The following is a 17654-nucleotide window of genomic DNA, read 5'->3' on the forward strand; positions in this document are numbered from 1 at the left end:
TTCCGCTTCACTGGCGATACGATCGACAAAAGGAGCGGTTTTTGGCAAAGATTGTCCAACACCTGCCATTTCCGTTATTTGGCTGGTTAAGCCCGCTGTCAACATCGATGAGACAATGCTGAGAACATTCTTGGAAGAACCTAACTCATGCAAGGCGCCGGCAATATTGCCGCGATTATTGACAAAAGCCACAGCGCTTTTGTTAATCAGCGCTTGGACACCTGCCTGTATCCCTGCATTCATGGCGGTGCTCGAGCCAAGCCCCAAAGCACCGGTAATGGCACTAGCAGCGCCCGAGGCTGCTCCGCCTGTAACCGCCGTGACAGCCAATGCCACGGATAGCCGCACCGGCTTCTGTCAGCCCTTGGGCTTTATAATCCCAGTCTTTAAATTCAGCCTTAACTGCTTGCCAATCAACTTTCCTTACAAATCTTAATCAACCCAAAGTAATAGCCTGAAATAGCCGTGTGTCGTATGGAAAATTAAAAACAAAAACCGAATGAAGAAAACGCACTTGAGACTTGCATATGGCTTCACAGGTTTATTGCTGTAAAAGCTTCAAATGATGATATCTCTAATACTTTTCGCTTGTTCTCTTGTGGTAGCTTCCACATGCAAAAATATATGGACTATAATACCTCTTCTCAAGCTTATCAAACTGAACTCAAAGGTATTTCCTTATTGATTTTGAAAGAGTTCTTAAAACGCATTTTGCAGAGCAACGTAGAAAGCATGTCTAAAAAAAATCATTCCAAGAGCAACAGATTTTTCTAAGTATTGTGAAGAGACTGAAAAAGATCTTCTTTCACGCGCCAAAACTCCTCATGAAATAATGAGGAGAGTTTAAAATAGATTTCTAAAAAATAGCAAAATAGTGAAAAGTGCTGATCATTTTTGGATTGGATATGCATTTAAAGAGTGATTAAAAAGTTTTTTTAATGTACAATATATTTCTAGAAGCTAAAATAGCTCTATAGTATCAAATTTATAAAGTAAATAAATCCATTAATACAAATTAAGGATTTTAGGATACGCGAATTTCAAAATATTTGTTTTTTAAAACATGAGTAGCCAGCATCAGCGCAAAAAATGTTGCGGCAATTATGATTCCCTTTCGTGTACTTTTGAAATAACAGAGCTTTTCTTTAATCTTTATGAAAGGATTGCCAGTGCGATGGGCTTTGTTGAAAGGTGGATTTGGGTATCAAAATGCAAGCAAGAGTTTGGGATTATGGAGCTCTGTGTTTAAAGCTATCATCAACTATAGATAAATCATAGACGAGGTTAACTAAAATATTAAAAGCAACTGGATGCAATAGAAGACATTGCTATTAAAAGAAAAGCAAATGCTAAAAAGACTAAAAGGTAGTTTGTGTTTTTATATCAGAAAATAATTTAAGAAATTGAGATCATAATTTTTTCACAGGAAATAAATATGTTTACAGATAAGAAGAGAAAAGCCTTGTTTGGCGTTATAATTTTTATATTTGTATGTTTTTTAGGAATAAGAAAAAATCTTGACTTTATTCAGGGTATTTTGACATTCGCGTCTATTTCTTTGGTGATCGTAACAACTGTTTTTGCAATTTTATGCAATTCTAATATCCCTTCTGAGTTGCAAAACAACCCACAATATAAATGCGGCAATACAACAGGTTGGAAGAGATTAACATGTGAGTTACATCAGTATATGCACAGTCTCCTAAAGTTAATAATTTTAGCGCTTGTCGTTTTAATTTTCCCAAGTAGTTATAAAGAAACTGTTTCTTTGCCTGTCATTTCTAAGTACGTGGAGCACAAGTTTTCTTTTTCATTGGATACCGTACTTTGGTACTTAGATATTGCTCTTGGATATTCAAATATTATAATTTGGTACTTTTTTTAGTCTGTGTATTCTTCCTTATGTTGCGTACACGCAGTTTAATAAATATATCTATTTACACGCTACAGTGCTCTATTAAAGAGATACAGTAAAATTTACAATTTCATGCTTTAATTTTTCTTTTATATTTCCTTCATTATACATAACATTATCATTTTTACTTGTTTTAATAGCAAATTTATGTTGAAAAGTTTCAGTATTAAAGATTATATCAAAATTATTATGTGTCTTTCCAACAAAACTTATGTTTTTAAATGCTGGATTTAATTTATATTTTTTAAAAAGATTCAAAAAATAATTCTTTAAATTATTTTTTTCTTTAAATTTGATACCCAAGTCAAGTTCCATTTCAGAATAATCATCCGTGGGAAATTCACCCAACAAAAGTTTAGCCATCTTTAGCAAGTTGTCTTCTGATTGCATTGCAAAAAAATCTAATTGTTTTGGTTGTGTATATTTCAGTTTTATTTCTTTAATTAAAAGCAATTTTTTTTCGAACTCTTCCTTACCAACAATATCAGGTGAGATATCAATCGTTTTCGGGGGAAAAGATTTTTTGTAGTGTAGCTGCAAGAATTTGTTTAACTCTTTATTTGAAGAAAAAAGAGTTAACTCTATAGGAATCAAAATTCCAAAATATTGCTTATTTTGTTAAATCTGATTTTTAGAACGTGGGTTAGGAATATTCTGAAAGTCGTTTTCAGAATCAATCACTTCAGGATTATAAGGACTATTTTCTCCCGTTAAAACATAAATCCAATAGCAGATCTTCGAGTTCACAGAAAACTTTTCGATTATTAAGGTAGCACATTGATTATCACAGTTAAAATCGTATCTCCCTTCCTCTAAAAATTTATCAGCATCATTGATATTAACTAATTCTGAGGCTGGATCTATTTTATATTTATAAGAAAGGAAGTTAATGGTATTCATAAAGTTAACATAATTACAATGTCTATGTCTTATCAGACGGCAGGTGTTGCCTAAGTTATCTTAGTGACTACGGGAGGGTAGTGTATCCCAAATATACTGCGTCATTTAGAATCGTTTGGCTGAAAATTAAGGCTATAAAATTTTAATTGCAAAAGCAATACGAGTTTTAGAGAACTCTGCAGTGAAAGCTGCTTAGATTTTTAGAATATGGGCCCCCCCTTCTCGGCTTTTAAGTGGAGGAGAAATCAGTGCATTGAACGAAGCATGGCATCACGTAAAATGGCGTTAATCCGCTTTTGATATCCTTTCCCTTGACTTTTAAAGTCACGCGCTAGCACGTCTGAATCCACACGCACTGTTGTGACAGTTTTGGGTGGTTTATAGAATGGATTGCGAACGGCATTTTTCCAGAACACATCATTGAGTGACGGAATATCACTATGATCAATTGCACTGTCCGGCATTGCAGCCAGTTTATCAACTTCAACTCTCTGTTTATCTGTCAAAGGTGATAAGTTACCTACATCAATTTTATAACGAACTTTCTTCTTTATAACGTTTCTTTTCTTTCGAGTTGGCTCGTCGTGCTGAAATAATACGGATTACCTCTATGCCATCTTTATCGTCATGGACAGTATGCGCTACGAATATTAATAAAAAACCATCCATGAGCCATAAAGCTTGCTCACCATACTCTCGTTTTCAATACGGTCTTGTTTAACCATAGTGAATGGGGCTGCAAAAACACTTGCAGCTATTTCAAAACTTTACACGGTGCTTTCTAAGATTACTTTTTGTTTTAGCTTCATTCCATTCAAATCTCATTTTTATACCTTATATTAATACATTTACTTATATTAACACATTTATAAGGGTATTATATACATCAAGAGTTTTAGATGAACACTTAATTATCCATGTTTTTGTACAATTAATATAATAATAATTTAAAAATTAGTGATTAATTAACTAAAAATATTAAAAAAATAATAAATTATTCTAAGGCTTTATGCATATAATATGCAAATCGAATAAAACTTACAAGCATGTTGAATAAAATGATATTAATTGGCTATTTGGGAGCTGCTCCTGAAAGCAAAAATGAATTTTGGTGCCGAAATATTCAACTTTCGTATGGCTACCTTTGAGAGCTATACAGATAAAAATACCAATAAAAAGTAGACAAAACAGAATGGTATTCCGTGATGCTTTTTAATCTACATACATTTGGCAAAACTTGTTCTTCAGTACAAAATTGCCCCTTTTTCCGAATGAATGAGAGGAACGGTTTTTTTTATGGTCAACGCTACAAAGGATGCAATCAGCACTTTCAAGAAACCACTAACCAAAAAACCTAATGAACTTATTAAAACTGTCAGCAAAGGAACCTGTGTCATATACGCTACCCATGGTATTCCAAAAGAATAGACTATCCCAATGCCACCCACAGTATTTATCACAAATAATATTATAAAATTTAACCGCTGCCAAAATAATTCTACCATAAAGCCAATAAAAAATGCAGCAAATGGAAAACTAATCAGATAACCACTTGTAACTCCTGAAAAAACACTAATTCCACCACGACCACTAGGCAATAGAGGTAACCCAATCGCAATAAGAACAAGGAAAAGAAGTGATGCTAACGCTCCCCTTTTTGCTCCAAGTATAGAGCCTGCTAACATCGGAGCCATAGACTGAGCTGTAATAGGGACACCCAGCAAAAAAGGAAGATAAAGAGGAGGAAAAAGACTCAAAACAGCGTAAATAGAGGCAAATAAAGCAATATAAACCAAATCCTTTGTATTCACTGAATTATTCCTTCACTAGGGAAAAGCTTTCGTTATTGTTGTACAATTAATAAAAAGTATCAGATTTATAAAAGTACACTTTAAATGCCTTAGATATAGAGAAAAATATTATAATAATTTATTTTAATAATATTACTTATATGAATCATATTAGATTCTACAATGTTTAATTATATCATAAATTACTATAGTTAAATTCAATAATAGTGATATACGAATATTATATAACAACAGCATAACAAAATAATACATTTATTTTAGTTATTATGCTTTGAATGCATGAGAGGAACAGATCTTTTAATCGCGAGTGCAATAAAGGATGCAATCAACGCTTTTAAACAATCGCCTATCAAAAAAACTGATGAAGCCATTAAAACCTTCAGTAAAGAAACTTTGGTCATATACGCTGTCCATGGAACCCCAAAAGAATAAACTATCCCAATGCCACCAAAAGTATTTATCATAAATAATGTTATAAAATTTAACCGCTGCCAAAACAACTCTACCATTAAACCAATAAAAAATGCGGCAAATGGAAAACCTATTAAATAACCACTTGCAATCCCTGAAAAGACACTGATTCCACCACGACCACCAGACAACAGAGGTAATCCAATCGCAACAAGAACAAGAAAAAGGAGTGACGCTAAAGCACCCCTTTTTGCCCCAAGTATAGACCCTGCTAGCATCGGTCCCATCGATTGAGCTGTAATAGGTACCCCTAGAAGAAAAGGAAGATAAATAGAAGGAAAAAGGCCCAAAATAGCATAAATAGCGGCGAATAAAGCAATATAAACTAAATCTTTTGTATTCATTTGATTCTTCTTTTACTATAAAAACTTTTATTATTATGAGATGCTATATCAATAGTATCAGCATCATAAGAACGCGCGTCCAATGCTTCAGCCACTTCTGAAGCCATTCTTATGGTTCGTATAATTAAAGGTATCGCAAGAGCAACAATGTTAGTATTAAGTCCTCGTGCTTGCTGTGCTTCATGTACCTCATTAAACTTTTCACCCAAAAGAGGAATAAACCTGATCGCCATAGAGATAACCATACTCACTTTTGATGGATTTATACCAAAACAACGAAAGGGCTGGAGGCCTGCTTCAATTGCATCCACCATATCTGACACTTTTGTTGTGAATGAAATAACTGATGATAAAGAAAAGAGGATAACAAGACGTAATATGACCTCAACCCCCGTAAGCCAACCGCTAAAAATAGTTTGAAATACAAATAGAAGAACTAAAAGCAATCCCATCGATTTAAATTGCTTTATCACAGTTTTGAAAGGGATTTTGGCGACTCTATAGAATAAGATGACCAACAATAAAAATAAACCAAGAAGCGCTATGGAAGAAACCATTATTATAAAAGTTCCACAGGCCGTAAGAAATAATAACTTAACTCCAGGACTTAACCTATGAATAAATGTATCCCTCGGAATATATAAACCGATCATGACATTCTTCTTATATACTCCTTTATAGCAACAAAAGGTACATCATCAATTGCTATCTCCCCCTTATCAAAAACCAGCACTCTATCAAACTTTTTCAAAAACTCTAAATCATGCGATACAACTATTGCCGTTTGCGGTAATTCTTCTATCACTTGCGTAACGCGATGCTTATTTCGCAAATCAAGTAATGTCGTCGGCTCATCAAAAATAATGTAGTCTGGTTTCATTGCAACTACACTAGAAATAGCAACAAGTTGTTTTTGCCCACCACTTAATAAATGGACAGCGTGATTTCTGAAATCTTGAAGTTCATAGCGCTGTAAAATTTCATCTACACGCTCCTTAATTTCATCTTTATTAAGCTTTAAATTTTTGAGACCAAAGGATAAATCCTCTTCAACTAATGGTAAAACAATCTGATTATCGGGATTCTGAAAAACAAATCCAACTTTACGTTTTACTGCTTTTGCATCGCGTTTTGTATCAAGCCCATCAACGCTTACAAAACCATGAGATGGTAATTGGAGCCCATTAATAAGGCGAACAAATGTACTTTTTCCAGAACCATTCGCACCTATAATAGCAACTCGTCTTTCGGTAAGCTGTACAGTAATATTTCTTAAAACACACAAATCACCAAAAACTTGTGTTACCTTATCAAATTTTATAATCCCCAAGGTTTATTCCAATCAATCCCTTTTATTAGCTCTTCTTTCTCTATCGCTTCAGTTTATAACCTAAAAGTAATAACAAGCACCATAGAGGAATAATAATGACTGCCAAACTCATATCAGGCATCTGTACAGGAATATATGCTTCAAGAAAAGGCAAGCTTATTCCTATCATATCAAAAAGTCGAGTCATCAATCCATTTTTCCCAAAACCACTGACAAACATAATGCAAAATAATAAAACAAGAAAGCAGAGGCAAAGATAGTTAGCGTAAGGATATAAACCAAACGCATAAATAAAATCGCCCTTTCTGTTCTTATGGGCATTGCGAAATTTCAAATGAACAATAACAATAATAGCCCAAGTAATCACTGCTGCTGCAGTTGCAAGAGCCATGATCCGCATGAAACTATTATCAGGAACAAGAGCATTAACAACGACAATCAACGCCGTACATAATGAAGAAAAAAGGATAGCAATATAAGGAACACGAGTAGCACTCAGTTTACTAAAAATATGTGGTGCATTTTTTTGTACAGCTAAACTATAAAGCATACGGCCATTAGAATAAATGCCACTATTGTAAACAGAAATAGCAGCCATAATCACCACAAAATTCAAAATATGACCAGCAGCAGGAATTCCTATAGTCTCGAAAATTGTGACAAAAGGACTACCATTTTTTCCAATCATATTCCAAGGGCTGATTATCATAATAATGCTGATAGATCCAATATAAAAAATTATAATCCTCCACATAACTTGACGAATAGCCGCTGGAATTGTTTTTTGTGGATTAGATGCCTCTCCAGCAGCAATACCAATAAGCTCCGTTCCTCCAAAAGAAAACATTACTACAGAAGTTGCTAAAACAACCCCTACTGCTCCATAAGGGAAAAAACCACCATGGTCCCAAAGATAATGAATATTCGCTTGATTTTCCCCTAGTCCAGTGACAATGAGAAAAATTCCAAAAATAATCATACCAATAACAGCAGCCACTTTGATCAAAGCGCAAACAAATTCAAATTCTCCATAAAAACGAACATTAAACAAATTAACAAATGTAACAAATAAAAGAACAATGAAAGATGTCTTCCAATGATCAATCAAAATCCAATGATCAAGGTAAAACCCTATCACTGTAAGTTCAGCCATACTCACAAGAATATAAAGAAACCAATAATTCCAACCTGTTATGAAACCAGCTAATCTCCCCCAATATTTATAAGCAAAAAAACTAAATGCTCCTGAAGACGGTTCTTCTACTGACATTTCACCAAGCATTCGCATAATGAAATACATAATAAGCCCGCCGACAAGATAAGATAAAATAACTGAGGGACCAGCTAATTGAATTGCCTCGGTTGACCCATAAAAAAGTCCTGTCCCAATAACCCCACCCAAAGCAATCATTTGAATATGGCGATTTTGAAGGCTACGCTTCAATTCCTCGTGCTTTTTTTCAGACATCATGCCTCACTACTTTTGTTGAACTTAACCTCAACTTTTATTGAAAAATTAGGCACCTCTTTCAAAAAACACAAAACAAACGTAAACTTATTTTCTTATCATAATGCAACTCCTTATTTTTTTGTGCATTATACGTATGTCCCGTTGAAGTTTTAAGAAAAAATATGCTCCACCCTTTATTTAAATTAATGTCCTTCATTTTCGTTACACTAACCATTATAGCATTGGTCATTGATAACGCACACTCTGTAATCACATCACATTGGACAACAACCCCCTTTAATAAAATTTTAACAAGCCTTCTGCAAACAGATATCTATCACCTTAATCAATCTCTATGCAAGGTAATGCCTGATTTTCTGTCCTCAATTTGCATTACTCTCACTTATTTACCCGCATGGTCTATCTTTGGTGCTTTAGCAATAGTATTTTGTATCTTAAATTACGAAAAACAAAAGCCTTTTCACAAAATATCATATGCATATAACGAAGAGTACATTTGATCTTTAAAAAAACTTCTAGAGCTCTCTGTACTATAACATAATCGATGTCGCTTAAAACCCCTCACTCTATTAAAACAACTGAAGATCACTTGATCATCAGAAAAAATTAAAACGCTTCATTATAAATATAGGCGCTCACTTATGATTTCTATAGATAACGATAACATCACTTTATTTGTATCAATTTAAAAAAAATTAGCGAATAAATCTACCTCCCATCTATAAGAAAACTCTGTACAGAAAAAACTTAAAATACTGCAGTTCATATATTTTTCTATAGCTGCTTCTTTAATACTCTACAAAAACTTTTCTTAATTTTCGTACTAGAAACCCCACATAAAAAAACGTCTTCTAATATCAGCTCTCCTTATAAGATTGGAACTTATTAAAATTAATGAAGAAGCTTATAAAAATTATTCTACAAGTCTAACAAAATGCGTGAAATAAAGACTCATCTGTAAATAATTGCAATTGTGATAAAAAATATTTCGCACCTTCTCCCTATTGAGAAAATGGTAAGATAACAGCTTCAGTAACACTCTAGTTCTTTTAAATCTGAAAATCGTCTCGCTAAAATATCAACTTTTTTAGATATCTCATCCAAACTTTTCCATTGATTAGTTACCTCTCGAGAAAGTTCCTCAATGAATTTTTCTTGGTAAGCTAGCTTCATTTCTAATTCTATCAGCCGATCTTCATCCGACATGATTTTTACTCCCTCTAAAATAAAAAACGTGATTAATTTTATTAATCCTCCTCCCTTTTTCTTCCCATAAAAATGAGAAGTAACTTCTCAACTAATTCTACTCATCTATTTGCACATTATAAAAGGTTTATGATGATCTTTATTTTCCCAATCACTCTATGCAACAAATTTCTTTCTTAAGAATCAGAAAATGTTTTTATCTTTACTAAGTTATCTTGACACCATTTTTCATCCTAAAGATCTACATTCCCAGCTTCTTAATTTAAGTGCTATCGTAAATTGAAAAGCATTTTATAGCATTAAGGTCAAAGAATACTTTCCTCTGACTTTTACATACTTCTCCTTCAAATTATTATCATATGTATAAATTATTGAAAAAATGCATTCTTGCTTTTATACGTACTTTTAGCTATTACCCTCAAATTAGTTTTGTCTCATTGACTTACAAACCTATGCCGCATTAGCTCAGTTGGTAGAGCACATCATTCGTAATGATGGGGTCGCTGGTTCGAATCCGGCATGCGGCACCATTTTATTTCTTAAACATATTGAAATATATATTTTTTTTAATTAATTATCTGTTTGAAGACCACCTTCTAGGGTTTATGCAATTTTATCTAATCTGTTGTTATTTGCTCCGTATTTTTCTCTGGAGTAAATGCTAAAACCTCTTTCTTTCTCCACCTCACTGCTCACCCTAGCTTATATGGCTCCGGCCCCCTCTGAAGCATCCAATTGCGAATCGTTGTTGTGGATATACTAAAAAGCTGTGCACACTCACGTATTATTACATATCTATTGCCATCATCAAATATCATCTCATTGCCTTTTTATTTTTTATGTTATGTGAATGGACTGGGATGCTAGGAGGAGAGAGCTTCCTATATTGTCAAGCAGCTTTTTGTCAAAATCTTTTGTGTCTCTTGTGCTATTGCCTCTAAAAAGATTTCAATAGCTTGATTGATTTGTTTAAGAGGCTGCTGGAAACGTAGCCAATACAACACCAGACAAAGATGATACCATTGGACCCAAACGCCCCACCAAATGCTTCATATGAAAAAGAAAATATATGAAACCGAACTACTTGTTCAAATTTATTACAGTACAATATTCTTTAAAAAACTATCAAATATCATTGGTCTATATATTGAATATGCTCCACTAATATATTGTTTCAGTTGGAAACAGACTGTAAGAGAGGAGAAACATCCATTATGTTTTTATATAACAGTTTATTTAAAATCCTTCATAAAGGTATTTTTTAATGAAATTAAGCAATTAGGAAAAAAACAAAGAATAATTAAATTAACTATAGATTTTTTTATTAAATATGTATAACACGTTATGTATATGTCTTATTGATTCTAAGATAATTTTTAGATATATAATATTAAATTATAATGTTTTTTTGTTTTTATAAAAAAATTCTGTGGTGCAATTTATGACTTTTGAAATTACTTAAAAATTAACACCTAATTATTTCATTAATTATTATGTCTCTTATTTTTTGTTAAAAATGCTTTTTGTCATCGGAATTATTGAAGTTTTTTCAAGTAAAGTTCTTCTAAATCATTCTGGATCAACTGTAAGAATTTATGAGTGAAATCTATCTGATTATAAATGGAATTATTATAAAGTTATTGTCTTTAGATGGAGATCAATTGCTGCAAAATGAATAGTATTTAGCATAACCTTTATTCAAAAAAATGATATGGATCTTAAAATAATCCACTATGGATGTTTTGAATTTATTATGCCCTTTCGCTGTTCTGTTCTTAAAAATGAGTAGATGTAAGTTTTTAATTCATATCCTGCTTTGTGTAGTTTTTTATAGGTAAAAATAATGCGAAAAATATCAAAAGAAGGGCTTGTATTGATTAAGCAATTGGAAGGCTTGCGTTTATCAGCTTATGAAGATTCTGGTGGTGTCTGGACAATTGGTTATGGACATACAAGTGCTGCTGGTGCCCCAAGCGTTCACAAAGATATGCAAATTACGGAAAAAGAAGCTGAAAAAATCCTTTGTCAGGACTTGAGGGAGTATGAAGCTGTTGTTGAAAAAGCCGTTACCGTTCCTTTAAACGATGAACAATTCGCGGCATTAGTATCATTTTGCTATAATGTAGGAATCACAGCATTTCGTAGTTCTACACTTTTAAAAAAGCTTAATAAAGGTGAATATGAAGCGATACCAACCGAATTGCAAAAATGGACAAGAGTGGGAGGAAAACGTATCCAAGGTCTTGTCAATCGCCGAGCAACCGAAGCAGGATTGTGGGCAAAAGGAGCTCATGTTGCCCCCAATTATCATGTAGTAGAACCAGAAGGCGTAACAGGTATTTGCAAAGTAGAAGCTCTTGCACCAATCATAGGTTCTTTTTCAGGGCTTGGAGGTCTTTTTGCAGGAAATGGTCCTGTTCAATGGGTTCTAGCAGGCATTATGGTTTTAGCCGCTTGTACGGCTATGATATACATTGCTAAACGTTTTCAGGAACACCGTCTATGATTTTATGGATAAAAAAATATCTGACAATGACGTCAGCGCTCATAGCAGCTTTTCTTATAGCTTTAGTCAAAGCCTTTTTTCTTGGGAAAAAAGTTGAGAAGCAAAAGCAAACAAAAGAAGATTTCAAGATAGCGACAACACGGCTTGAGGTAGAAAATGAAATTAATAAGAAAAGTGATGCTGATGTGCGCACTAAGCTTTCTAGCTGGTTGCGCGACGAATGAACGAACTTCTTGTATTGGATGGCTGCCAATTTATTTGAATCGACAAGATATCAATGTCATTAGTCCAAATTTGGCGAGAGATATTTTAAAACATAACGAACAAGGTGAACGTTTATGTGGTTGGAGAGATAAACGGAAAATAAAGTGATAAAAATATAATTCCTCTGAAACATCAATCAATGAAAAGATTTGAAAGAGGTGGATACATTCAGATTAAAAGTAAAAGCACTTAAAGGATTAAAACACTCTGGTGGTCAATTAGATTTAATTAGAGTGACTGAGGTGTCTGAATTGAAACTAAAGGATTCAACAGATTATGTTTGTGTAAAATGATTGAGTCTATTGATGTATTCTAAGGGCATCTTTGTTATCCTATCAAAAGAAGATGAGAAAAGATTTTATGGATTGCACTACTATCGTCGTTCAAAGAACTGATCATACACAAAGGCTCTGTTTTCAACAAAAATAACATCTAGGGGCTGGCATGCTTGAAGAAAAGAAATCTACGGAGCTATATAATGAATAATGGTAAGGCTTTTATGTGATTTGTAAATGACGTTGCTTCAACTTCCTAATTATAATAATGGTGTTGACGATAAGGCAAATACTTTCGCACTGTATCTGCTTTTTCATGCTAAAGTGGCGGGAAAACATTGTGAATGATCTTGGCTTTTAATTTTTCTATAGGTAAATTCCCTATGTGGGAAATGACATGCAACTCCAGTCGAGAAAACCAACAACCATTTTTGCTTTTATTTTTTAACTTAGCTTTTTTACTTTCAAAAGTCGCCTAGCAATTTCTTGAAAAATATTGCTTTACTATTTTAAGATAATTTTTTTCTGAAATAAAATCCTTCTTTTAAAATATTACGGTAATATCTTGCAAACTCATGTACTGCTTTTAGAGAAAGTTTGTAATAAGACCGTGCCTTTCACGGCTTTTATTGTGATGTGTATAACGGAAAAATTAAGAGTGCGTATTATCTTTTCGAACATTCAACTACAATCTTATTTCATCACAATATTTATCTTGAGAAGATACTTTTAGAAAGATACTGATAATCTATAAATCGCTCTCCCCTAATTCACCTTCTCGCTCATCCTTCCATGCATTGCCTGTCCACCTTTTAAACCACCTTAAATTTTTGATATAAAATTTTTTCTTTAATTTTTATTTTTTATTGAATCATAAAAATGATATGTCTCAATCTCACCTCTATGCATCTTTATACGCTCTGATTCTTGTTTCTAAAGCCCAGATTGCCTACATATCGTACTGTTTTTATATTTAATGTATATTTTTAGATTTATTCCTAACTTGTTAGAAAAGTTGCTATATTTTGATAGAAATATCTTCTATCAGTTCACTTTTTTCAAAAGATTCTGAAAGGATTCTCAAAAAGTCTGTAAAGTTAAAGACTATTTAATACGTATTGTTTCTTTTTTAGAAATCAAAATTGGTGATGCCCCATTCCTTACCAGCAATTGTGTTATTTGCAGAGCAGTCTGTATAAGATGGTGTATAAAGTTAACTAAAGTTTTTTGAATTTCTAGCATATTGTTTAAAGACAAAAAACTCCCTCTTATTATGCAAGCAGCTTAGACATCGGCTGATAATCCTCCCGCTTATAAAAATCCTTTCTTTAATAACCTTCAAAACCACAATTAAAGTGGTGAAAGATAAAACAAGATTTTTAGGCGATCATAACGCACAATAAAATCAGACCAGTCTAAATGTTCAATGCTAACACCTGCTAAACAGTGGAAATAAGTTTTAGCACGCATTCAAATTGGAAGGGCTTAAGCCCCCCGCGCGCTACGATGGTTTTCTACTCTCATCGTACGATTTACATTCCCTCTAAAACTTAATCGCTGTAAATATAAAAATCTTGAAGCCCGTTCTAAATCCGTGAGAGTTTCTGGATCTTGCTGTATTAAACGTTGAAATTCCTCACAACTGCTCATCTGAAATGCTAACATTTTCATAAAAGGACGATAGTGGCGTTGTAACATCCCTAAAAAGTTTACGACATAACCTGAGAGATTATTGCTGATTTCAGGAGATAGAATCAATTTCTGCTCAAAGAAAATCTCACCCATACCAACAAAAAGGTTTAATGCTACATGCTATGAGGAATGTTCTCAAATAATTTTGATATTTTTTGATCAAATTTCTTTTGCCACCAATATCGGCAGCAACTGGTGTAGAATTAACAAAATTATAATTTTTTATCTTAAAATGTATCCATCATTTTTTACATTCTTTCATCTATCTTAGCCTTCTTTTCACAGCTTCAAATGATAAAAAGTAACTGCAATGTTAAGTCGTTTTGCATCGAACAAATTTCTCGCAAACTATCCCTATTGGCTAGATGACAATCCATCCTCTATTTAAAGAGAGAAAAACTTTTCTTTTTTATTCAGCGATAAAGTAAATATTATCCAATTACTTATGAGTAGTAATTCGATCAAATGGAAACTGTAATTCTTTCTACTCTGAGTAATCTTGTACCTATTTATATAGGTTTAGGAAAGCGTGCTGTTATGAATATTCATAAAAATGCTTCAAAAATTGATATCAGCAAAACCTCTGTTTAAAAAAGGAAAAGATGTTCTCTTACTTGCTACTGAAGAAACTGTTCAGATTTGTCTTGATGTTGCTAAAGAGATTCAAAAAACATGAAGTTATCCCAACGCTTACAAGTGTGCCAACAATTCAACTTTGAGATAATAGATCAGTGCTAGAGTTATGCCAATCTCACCAATCTGTTGTTGTCTATGAAGAGCATAGTATCAAAGGAGAAGCTTGGAGATGCAATTGTTAAATCGCTTATGGAACAAAACATTCTATGCCAATTTGTATCATTGCCCCCCCCACCATCCCCATCTGCAATAAAAACGAACTGGATATTTTAACAAGTTATAAAATCAATCGAGAACGCATAAATAGTGTTAGAAATGACATACTATACAAAAAATATTCAACTGCTTCCTAATATGCTCGTCAGTTCAAAAACATCATAAATCATTGAGAATACAAGAAAATAAGAAAGAAAAGCACATTAATTCACGCAGTTTTGCTCTCAGTAAACGAGCTTTTTTAAAGATAGTACGGATATTTTTTTCATTGCTTAAAAATGTACTCCATAAAAACAATATCATATCCATATAATATATTATCCAATGATAATTAATATAAATAATATATAGATTATAGAAATATTATCTATTAGATACATTTTTTATTATAATTATAGATTAAAATAAATACATATTGACATTTTTAATAATTTTATTTATATACTATAATTAATATTATTTATATTAAAATAAAACTAAATGGATTTTATAAATTTACGTTTTATGCCAATATGGAAAAGAAGTAATTAACATATTATATTTTAATGTTTTTTATATACAGGAGGGAAAAATGCTCACAGCATTATTTATAGCTATTTTTTCTATATCAACAGTTGTTTTACCTTTAATATCAGCGCTTGTTCCTTTTTATCCGTAGAATGAGCTTTTAATAAAGTAAATAAAATATGTATGCAATGTTATTATTGTTTTTTTTCGTGTTTATTATTATTAATACTTAATATTATTGTAGTTACTGAGTATTTTCTGTGATTTTATAGAGGAGCTTATTGATCTTTTCTATTTAACTTTAACTGTCAACATATTTTTTAAAATATATAATTATGCTCCTCTATAAAAAGACTTTCTTTTTCTGAAAGAAGTATAACATATTGCTTTCATTGCTTAAAAACATCTATATTTACTAAACTCTTGCGTGTAATATCTTTGATTGTCTGAGTACCAGTCAGTGTCATAGCTACCCGCATTTCATTGGCAAAAAGATCAAGGAGATGCATAACACCTTTCTTACCTGCTGCTGCAAGCGCATAAACAAAAGCACGGCCAATCATAACAGCATCCGCACCTTGTGCTATCATGCGTACAACATCAAGACCAGAACGAACACCTGAGTCCACTAAAATAGTCAAATAATCCTTTACAGCATCCGCAATTGCAGGCAACGCTCGTGTTGTTGATAATACACCATCAAGCTGACGTCCGCCGTGATTAGAAACAACAATACCATCCGCACCAAATTTTACTGCTTCTCGTGCATCTTCTGGATCAAGAATACCTTTCAAAATCATTTTTCCTTTCCAAAAATCGCGAATCCATTGTAAATCATGCCAACCAATTGATGGATCAAAATTTGCACCAAGCCAACCAACGTAATCATCCAATGCAATTTTCTTTTTGAGATAAGCAGAGACATTTCCAAGATCATGAGGGCGCCCCATAACACCAACGTTCCAAGCCCAATATGGATGAGTCAAAGCTTGTAAAAAACGACGTAAACCAGCATAAGGACCAGACATTCCCGAATGCGCATCACGATAACGTGCACCAGGAATTGGCATATCAACTGTAAAAACCAACGTGCGTACACCAGCCAACCAAGCCCGTTCTAGTGCATCACGCATGAAACCGCGATCTTTGAGAACATAAAGTTGAAACCAAAATGCACCTCCAACCGCTTCTTGCACTTCCGCAATAGGACAAACTGAAACAGAGGATAGAGTAAAAGGAATCCCTTTTGCCGCTGCGGCACGCGCTGCTTTTACCTCTCCACGACGTGCATACATGCCCGTTAGCCCAACAGGCGCAAGTACAATCGGTAAATCAAGTGTCTGATCAAAAAGCTTGATTGAAAGATCAACTTCACCAACTTGCCTTAGAATCCTTTGACGCAATGCAAGTGCTTGAAGATCTGTACAATTACGTCGCATCGTTTCTTCAGCATAAGCCCCACCATCAATATAGTGAAAAAGAAAGGGAGGAAGACGACGCTTTGCTGCCTTACGATAATCAAGTGTTGAAGAAATAATCATTGATGGCACCATTGTTCCTAAATGAAAAGAGAAAACATCCTAAAACGCATAAAAGCGAATCCATGTACCTACCTATTCGCTATTCTCCCAAAGCACTCTATTGAATAGATAGAAGCAACAGAGACTGCCACTTTCTAAAAAAACTAATTGATAAAAACAACGTCTTTATTGCTCTTATCCAAATTTAAAATCTCACAGTATGAAGTATCATTAATAACGTATCTACTCATATATTCTTCATGTGCAATTAAAATGTTATACTCTCTTTAAAGCAATCCCTCTTCGAAAGCGATTGCTCCGTAGCTTAATTAGTCATAATTTAAAGTCGCTTCTCCCTCCAAAGATCCTTACATTATCAGTTATTAAGAATATAGAGTGTCATTAAGTATAAATCATAATCTCCTCCAAAAGATGAAAAAATCCTTTATTAATACTGGAAATAAAGCTGTCGCATACATGCAGAAATCTTCTTATATCAATATTCAAAACTGAGATCTGTTACTTATTCATGAAAGTTTATAAAAATATATAGTGCCTAATTCATATAAAGCATAAAAACTTTTAATGTT

15 protein-coding genes, 1 tRNA gene and 4 pseudogenes are annotated in these 17654 nt (G+C 33.2%); 7 read left to right on the forward strand and 13 right to left on the reverse strand.

What is annotated here, in order from left to right; translation table 11 throughout:
• A pseudogene (locus tag ACFIMI_RS06255) lies at positions 1-424 on the reverse strand (DUF637 domain-containing protein); the annotation flags it as partial.
• 1011 nt (positions 425-1435) lie between these two features.
• Between ACFIMI_RS06255 and ACFIMI_RS06260 the strand changes: the two are divergent.
• A pseudogene (locus ACFIMI_RS06260) lies at positions 1436-1974 on the forward strand (hypothetical protein).
• Here ACFIMI_RS06260 and ACFIMI_RS06265 read toward each other — a convergent pair.
• The 3 genes from ACFIMI_RS06265 to ACFIMI_RS06275 form a co-directional block, all read right to left on the reverse strand.
• The gene (locus ACFIMI_RS06265) at positions 1958-2509 is read right to left on the reverse strand and encodes a hypothetical protein (protein ID WP_375613805.1); all 552 of its coding nucleotides are present in this window, start codon (positions 2507-2509) and stop codon (positions 1958-1960) included. The pseudogene ACFIMI_RS06260 and the gene ACFIMI_RS06265 overlap by 17 nt on opposite strands.
• 24 nt (positions 2510-2533) lie before the next feature.
• Positions 2534-2815 carry a hypothetical protein gene (locus ACFIMI_RS06270; RefSeq protein WP_375629703.1) on the reverse strand — a complete coding sequence of 94 codons (282 nt, stop codon included), beginning with the start codon at positions 2813-2815 and terminating at the stop codon, positions 2534-2536.
• A 245-nt stretch (positions 2816-3060) separates the two neighbouring features.
• Positions 3061-3369: a BrnA antitoxin family protein gene (locus tag ACFIMI_RS06275; RefSeq protein ID WP_375613812.1), complete on the reverse strand. Its 309-nt coding sequence runs from the start codon at positions 3367-3369 to the stop codon at positions 3061-3063.
• Between the two features lie 492 nt (positions 3370-3861).
• On the opposite strand from ACFIMI_RS06275, the pseudogene ACFIMI_RS06280 reads away from it, so the two are divergent.
• Positions 3862-4038, forward strand: a pseudogene (locus tag ACFIMI_RS06280) (single-stranded DNA-binding protein); the annotation flags it as partial.
• A gap of 21 nt (positions 4039-4059) precedes the next feature.
• Here ACFIMI_RS06280 and ACFIMI_RS06285 read toward each other — a convergent pair.
• The 5 genes from ACFIMI_RS06285 to ACFIMI_RS06305 all read right to left on the reverse strand — a co-directional run bounded on the left by ACFIMI_RS06285 (position 4060) and on the right by ACFIMI_RS06305 (position 8239).
• Positions 4060-4626: a biotin transporter BioY gene (locus ACFIMI_RS06285; protein ID WP_375613807.1), complete on the reverse strand. Its 567-nt coding sequence runs from the start codon at positions 4624-4626 to the stop codon at positions 4060-4062.
• Between the two features lie 257 nt (positions 4627-4883).
• A complete protein-coding gene (locus ACFIMI_RS06290; RefSeq protein ID WP_375613808.1) occupies positions 4884-5441 on the reverse strand; it encodes a biotin transporter BioY in 558 nt (185 codons plus the stop codon).
• Positions 5438-6094: an energy-coupling factor transporter transmembrane component T family protein gene (locus ACFIMI_RS06295; protein WP_375613809.1), complete on the reverse strand. Its 657-nt coding sequence runs from the start codon at positions 6092-6094 to the stop codon at positions 5438-5440. Before ACFIMI_RS06295 ends, ACFIMI_RS06290 begins: the two co-directional genes overlap by 4 nt.
• Positions 6091-6771 (reverse strand): energy-coupling factor ABC transporter ATP-binding protein, encoded by a 681-nt coding sequence (locus ACFIMI_RS06300; RefSeq protein ID WP_375613810.1) that lies wholly within the window; start codon positions 6769-6771, stop codon positions 6091-6093. The genes ACFIMI_RS06295 and ACFIMI_RS06300 overlap by 4 nt, the downstream gene beginning before the upstream one ends.
• Before the next feature lie 40 nt (positions 6772-6811).
• Complete coding sequence (locus ACFIMI_RS06305) at positions 6812-8239, reverse strand: amino acid permease (protein ID WP_375613813.1); 1428 nt, start codon at positions 8237-8239, stop codon at positions 6812-6814.
• Positions 8240-8403: 164 nt separating this feature from the next.
• Between ACFIMI_RS06305 and ACFIMI_RS06310 the strand changes: the two genes are divergently transcribed.
• The gene (locus tag ACFIMI_RS06310; RefSeq protein ID WP_375613811.1) at positions 8404-8742 is read left to right on the forward strand and encodes a hypothetical protein; all 339 of its coding nucleotides are present in this window, start codon (positions 8404-8406) and stop codon (positions 8740-8742) included.
• Positions 8743-9271: 529 nt separating this feature from the next.
• Here the strand turns inward: ACFIMI_RS06310 and ACFIMI_RS06315 are convergent.
• Positions 9272-9448, reverse strand: coding sequence for a SlyX family protein (locus ACFIMI_RS06315; protein ID WP_375612388.1), 177 nt, complete (start codon positions 9446-9448; stop codon positions 9272-9274).
• Between the two features lie 454 nt (positions 9449-9902).
• Between ACFIMI_RS06315 and ACFIMI_RS06320 the strand changes: the two genes are divergently transcribed.
• Positions 9903-9978: transfer RNA gene (locus ACFIMI_RS06320), tRNA-Thr, on the forward strand.
• A gap of 87 nt (positions 9979-10065) precedes the next feature.
• On the opposite strand, the pseudogene ACFIMI_RS06325 reads toward ACFIMI_RS06320, so the two are convergent.
• Positions 10066-10266, reverse strand: a pseudogene (locus tag ACFIMI_RS06325) (helix-turn-helix transcriptional regulator).
• A gap of 1025 nt (positions 10267-11291) precedes the next feature.
• On the opposite strand from ACFIMI_RS06325, the gene ACFIMI_RS06330 reads away from it, so the two are divergent.
• Together ACFIMI_RS06330 and ACFIMI_RS06335 are read left to right on the forward strand one after the other, a co-directional pair.
• A complete protein-coding gene (locus ACFIMI_RS06330) occupies positions 11292-11954 on the forward strand; it encodes a lysozyme (RefSeq protein WP_375612387.1) in 663 nt (220 codons plus the stop codon).
• Positions 11951-12178 carry a hypothetical protein gene (locus tag ACFIMI_RS06335; RefSeq protein ID WP_375618608.1) on the forward strand — a complete coding sequence of 76 codons (228 nt, stop codon included), beginning with the start codon at positions 11951-11953 and terminating at the stop codon, positions 12176-12178. The genes ACFIMI_RS06330 and ACFIMI_RS06335 overlap by 4 nt, the downstream gene beginning before the upstream one ends.
• A gap of 1800 nt (positions 12179-13978) precedes the next feature.
• Here the strand turns inward: ACFIMI_RS06335 and ACFIMI_RS06340 are convergent.
• Complete coding sequence (locus ACFIMI_RS06340) at positions 13979-14251, reverse strand: hypothetical protein (protein ID WP_375638585.1); 273 nt, start codon at positions 14249-14251, stop codon at positions 13979-13981.
• A 399-nt stretch (positions 14252-14650) separates the two neighbouring features.
• On the opposite strand from ACFIMI_RS06340, the gene ACFIMI_RS06345 reads away from it, so the two are divergent.
• Positions 14651-14776 (forward strand): hypothetical protein, encoded by a 126-nt coding sequence (locus ACFIMI_RS06345; RefSeq protein ID WP_375612384.1) that lies wholly within the window; start codon positions 14651-14653, stop codon positions 14774-14776.
• Positions 14777-15933: 1157 nt separating this feature from the next.
• Here the strand turns inward: ACFIMI_RS06345 and lldD are convergent.
• Positions 15934-17085, reverse strand: a complete 1152-nt coding sequence (lldD, locus tag ACFIMI_RS06350; protein ID WP_375632491.1) for an FMN-dependent L-lactate dehydrogenase LldD — start codon at positions 17083-17085, stop codon at positions 15934-15936.
• Positions 17086-17654 lie beyond the last annotated feature (569 nt).

Source organism: Bartonella sp. AP4SXKL, assembly GCF_042195845.1.
In the GTDB taxonomy this organism is placed as follows: domain Bacteria; phylum Pseudomonadota; class Alphaproteobacteria; order Rhizobiales; family Rhizobiaceae; genus Bartonella.

What these genes read in the sequence shown, in the direction of transcription:
- ACFIMI_RS06270 (WP_375629703.1), bottom strand. Translation starts at nt 2,815, where the DNA reads ATGAATACCATTAACTTCCTTTCTTATAAATATAAAATAGATCCAGCC.
- ACFIMI_RS06290 (WP_375613808.1), bottom strand. Translation starts at nt 5,441, where the DNA reads ATGAATACAAAAGATTTAGTTTATATTGCTTTATTCGCCGCTATTTAT.
- ACFIMI_RS06295 (WP_375613809.1), bottom strand. Translation starts at nt 6,094, where the DNA reads ATGATCGGTTTATATATTCCGAGGGATACATTTATTCATAGGTTAAGT.
- ACFIMI_RS06305 (WP_375613813.1), bottom strand. Translation starts at nt 8,239, where the DNA reads ATGTCTGAAAAAAAGCACGAGGAATTGAAGCGTAGCCTTCAAAATCGC.
- ACFIMI_RS06310 (WP_375613811.1), top strand. Translation starts at nt 8,404, where the DNA reads ATGCTCCACCCTTTATTTAAATTAATGTCCTTCATTTTCGTTACACTA.
- ACFIMI_RS06315 (WP_375612388.1), bottom strand. Translation starts at nt 9,448, where the DNA reads ATGTCGGATGAAGATCGGCTGATAGAATTAGAAATGAAGCTAGCTTAC.
- ACFIMI_RS06330 (WP_375612387.1), top strand. Translation starts at nt 11,292, where the DNA reads ATGCGAAAAATATCAAAAGAAGGGCTTGTATTGATTAAGCAATTGGAA.
- ACFIMI_RS06335 (WP_375618608.1), top strand. Translation starts at nt 11,951, where the DNA reads ATGATTTTATGGATAAAAAAATATCTGACAATGACGTCAGCGCTCATA.
- ACFIMI_RS06345 (WP_375612384.1), top strand. Translation starts at nt 14,651, where the DNA reads ATGGAAACTGTAATTCTTTCTACTCTGAGTAATCTTGTACCTATTTAT.
- lldD (WP_375632491.1), bottom strand. Translation starts at nt 17,085, where the DNA reads ATGATTATTTCTTCAACACTTGATTATCGTAAGGCAGCAAAGCGTCGT.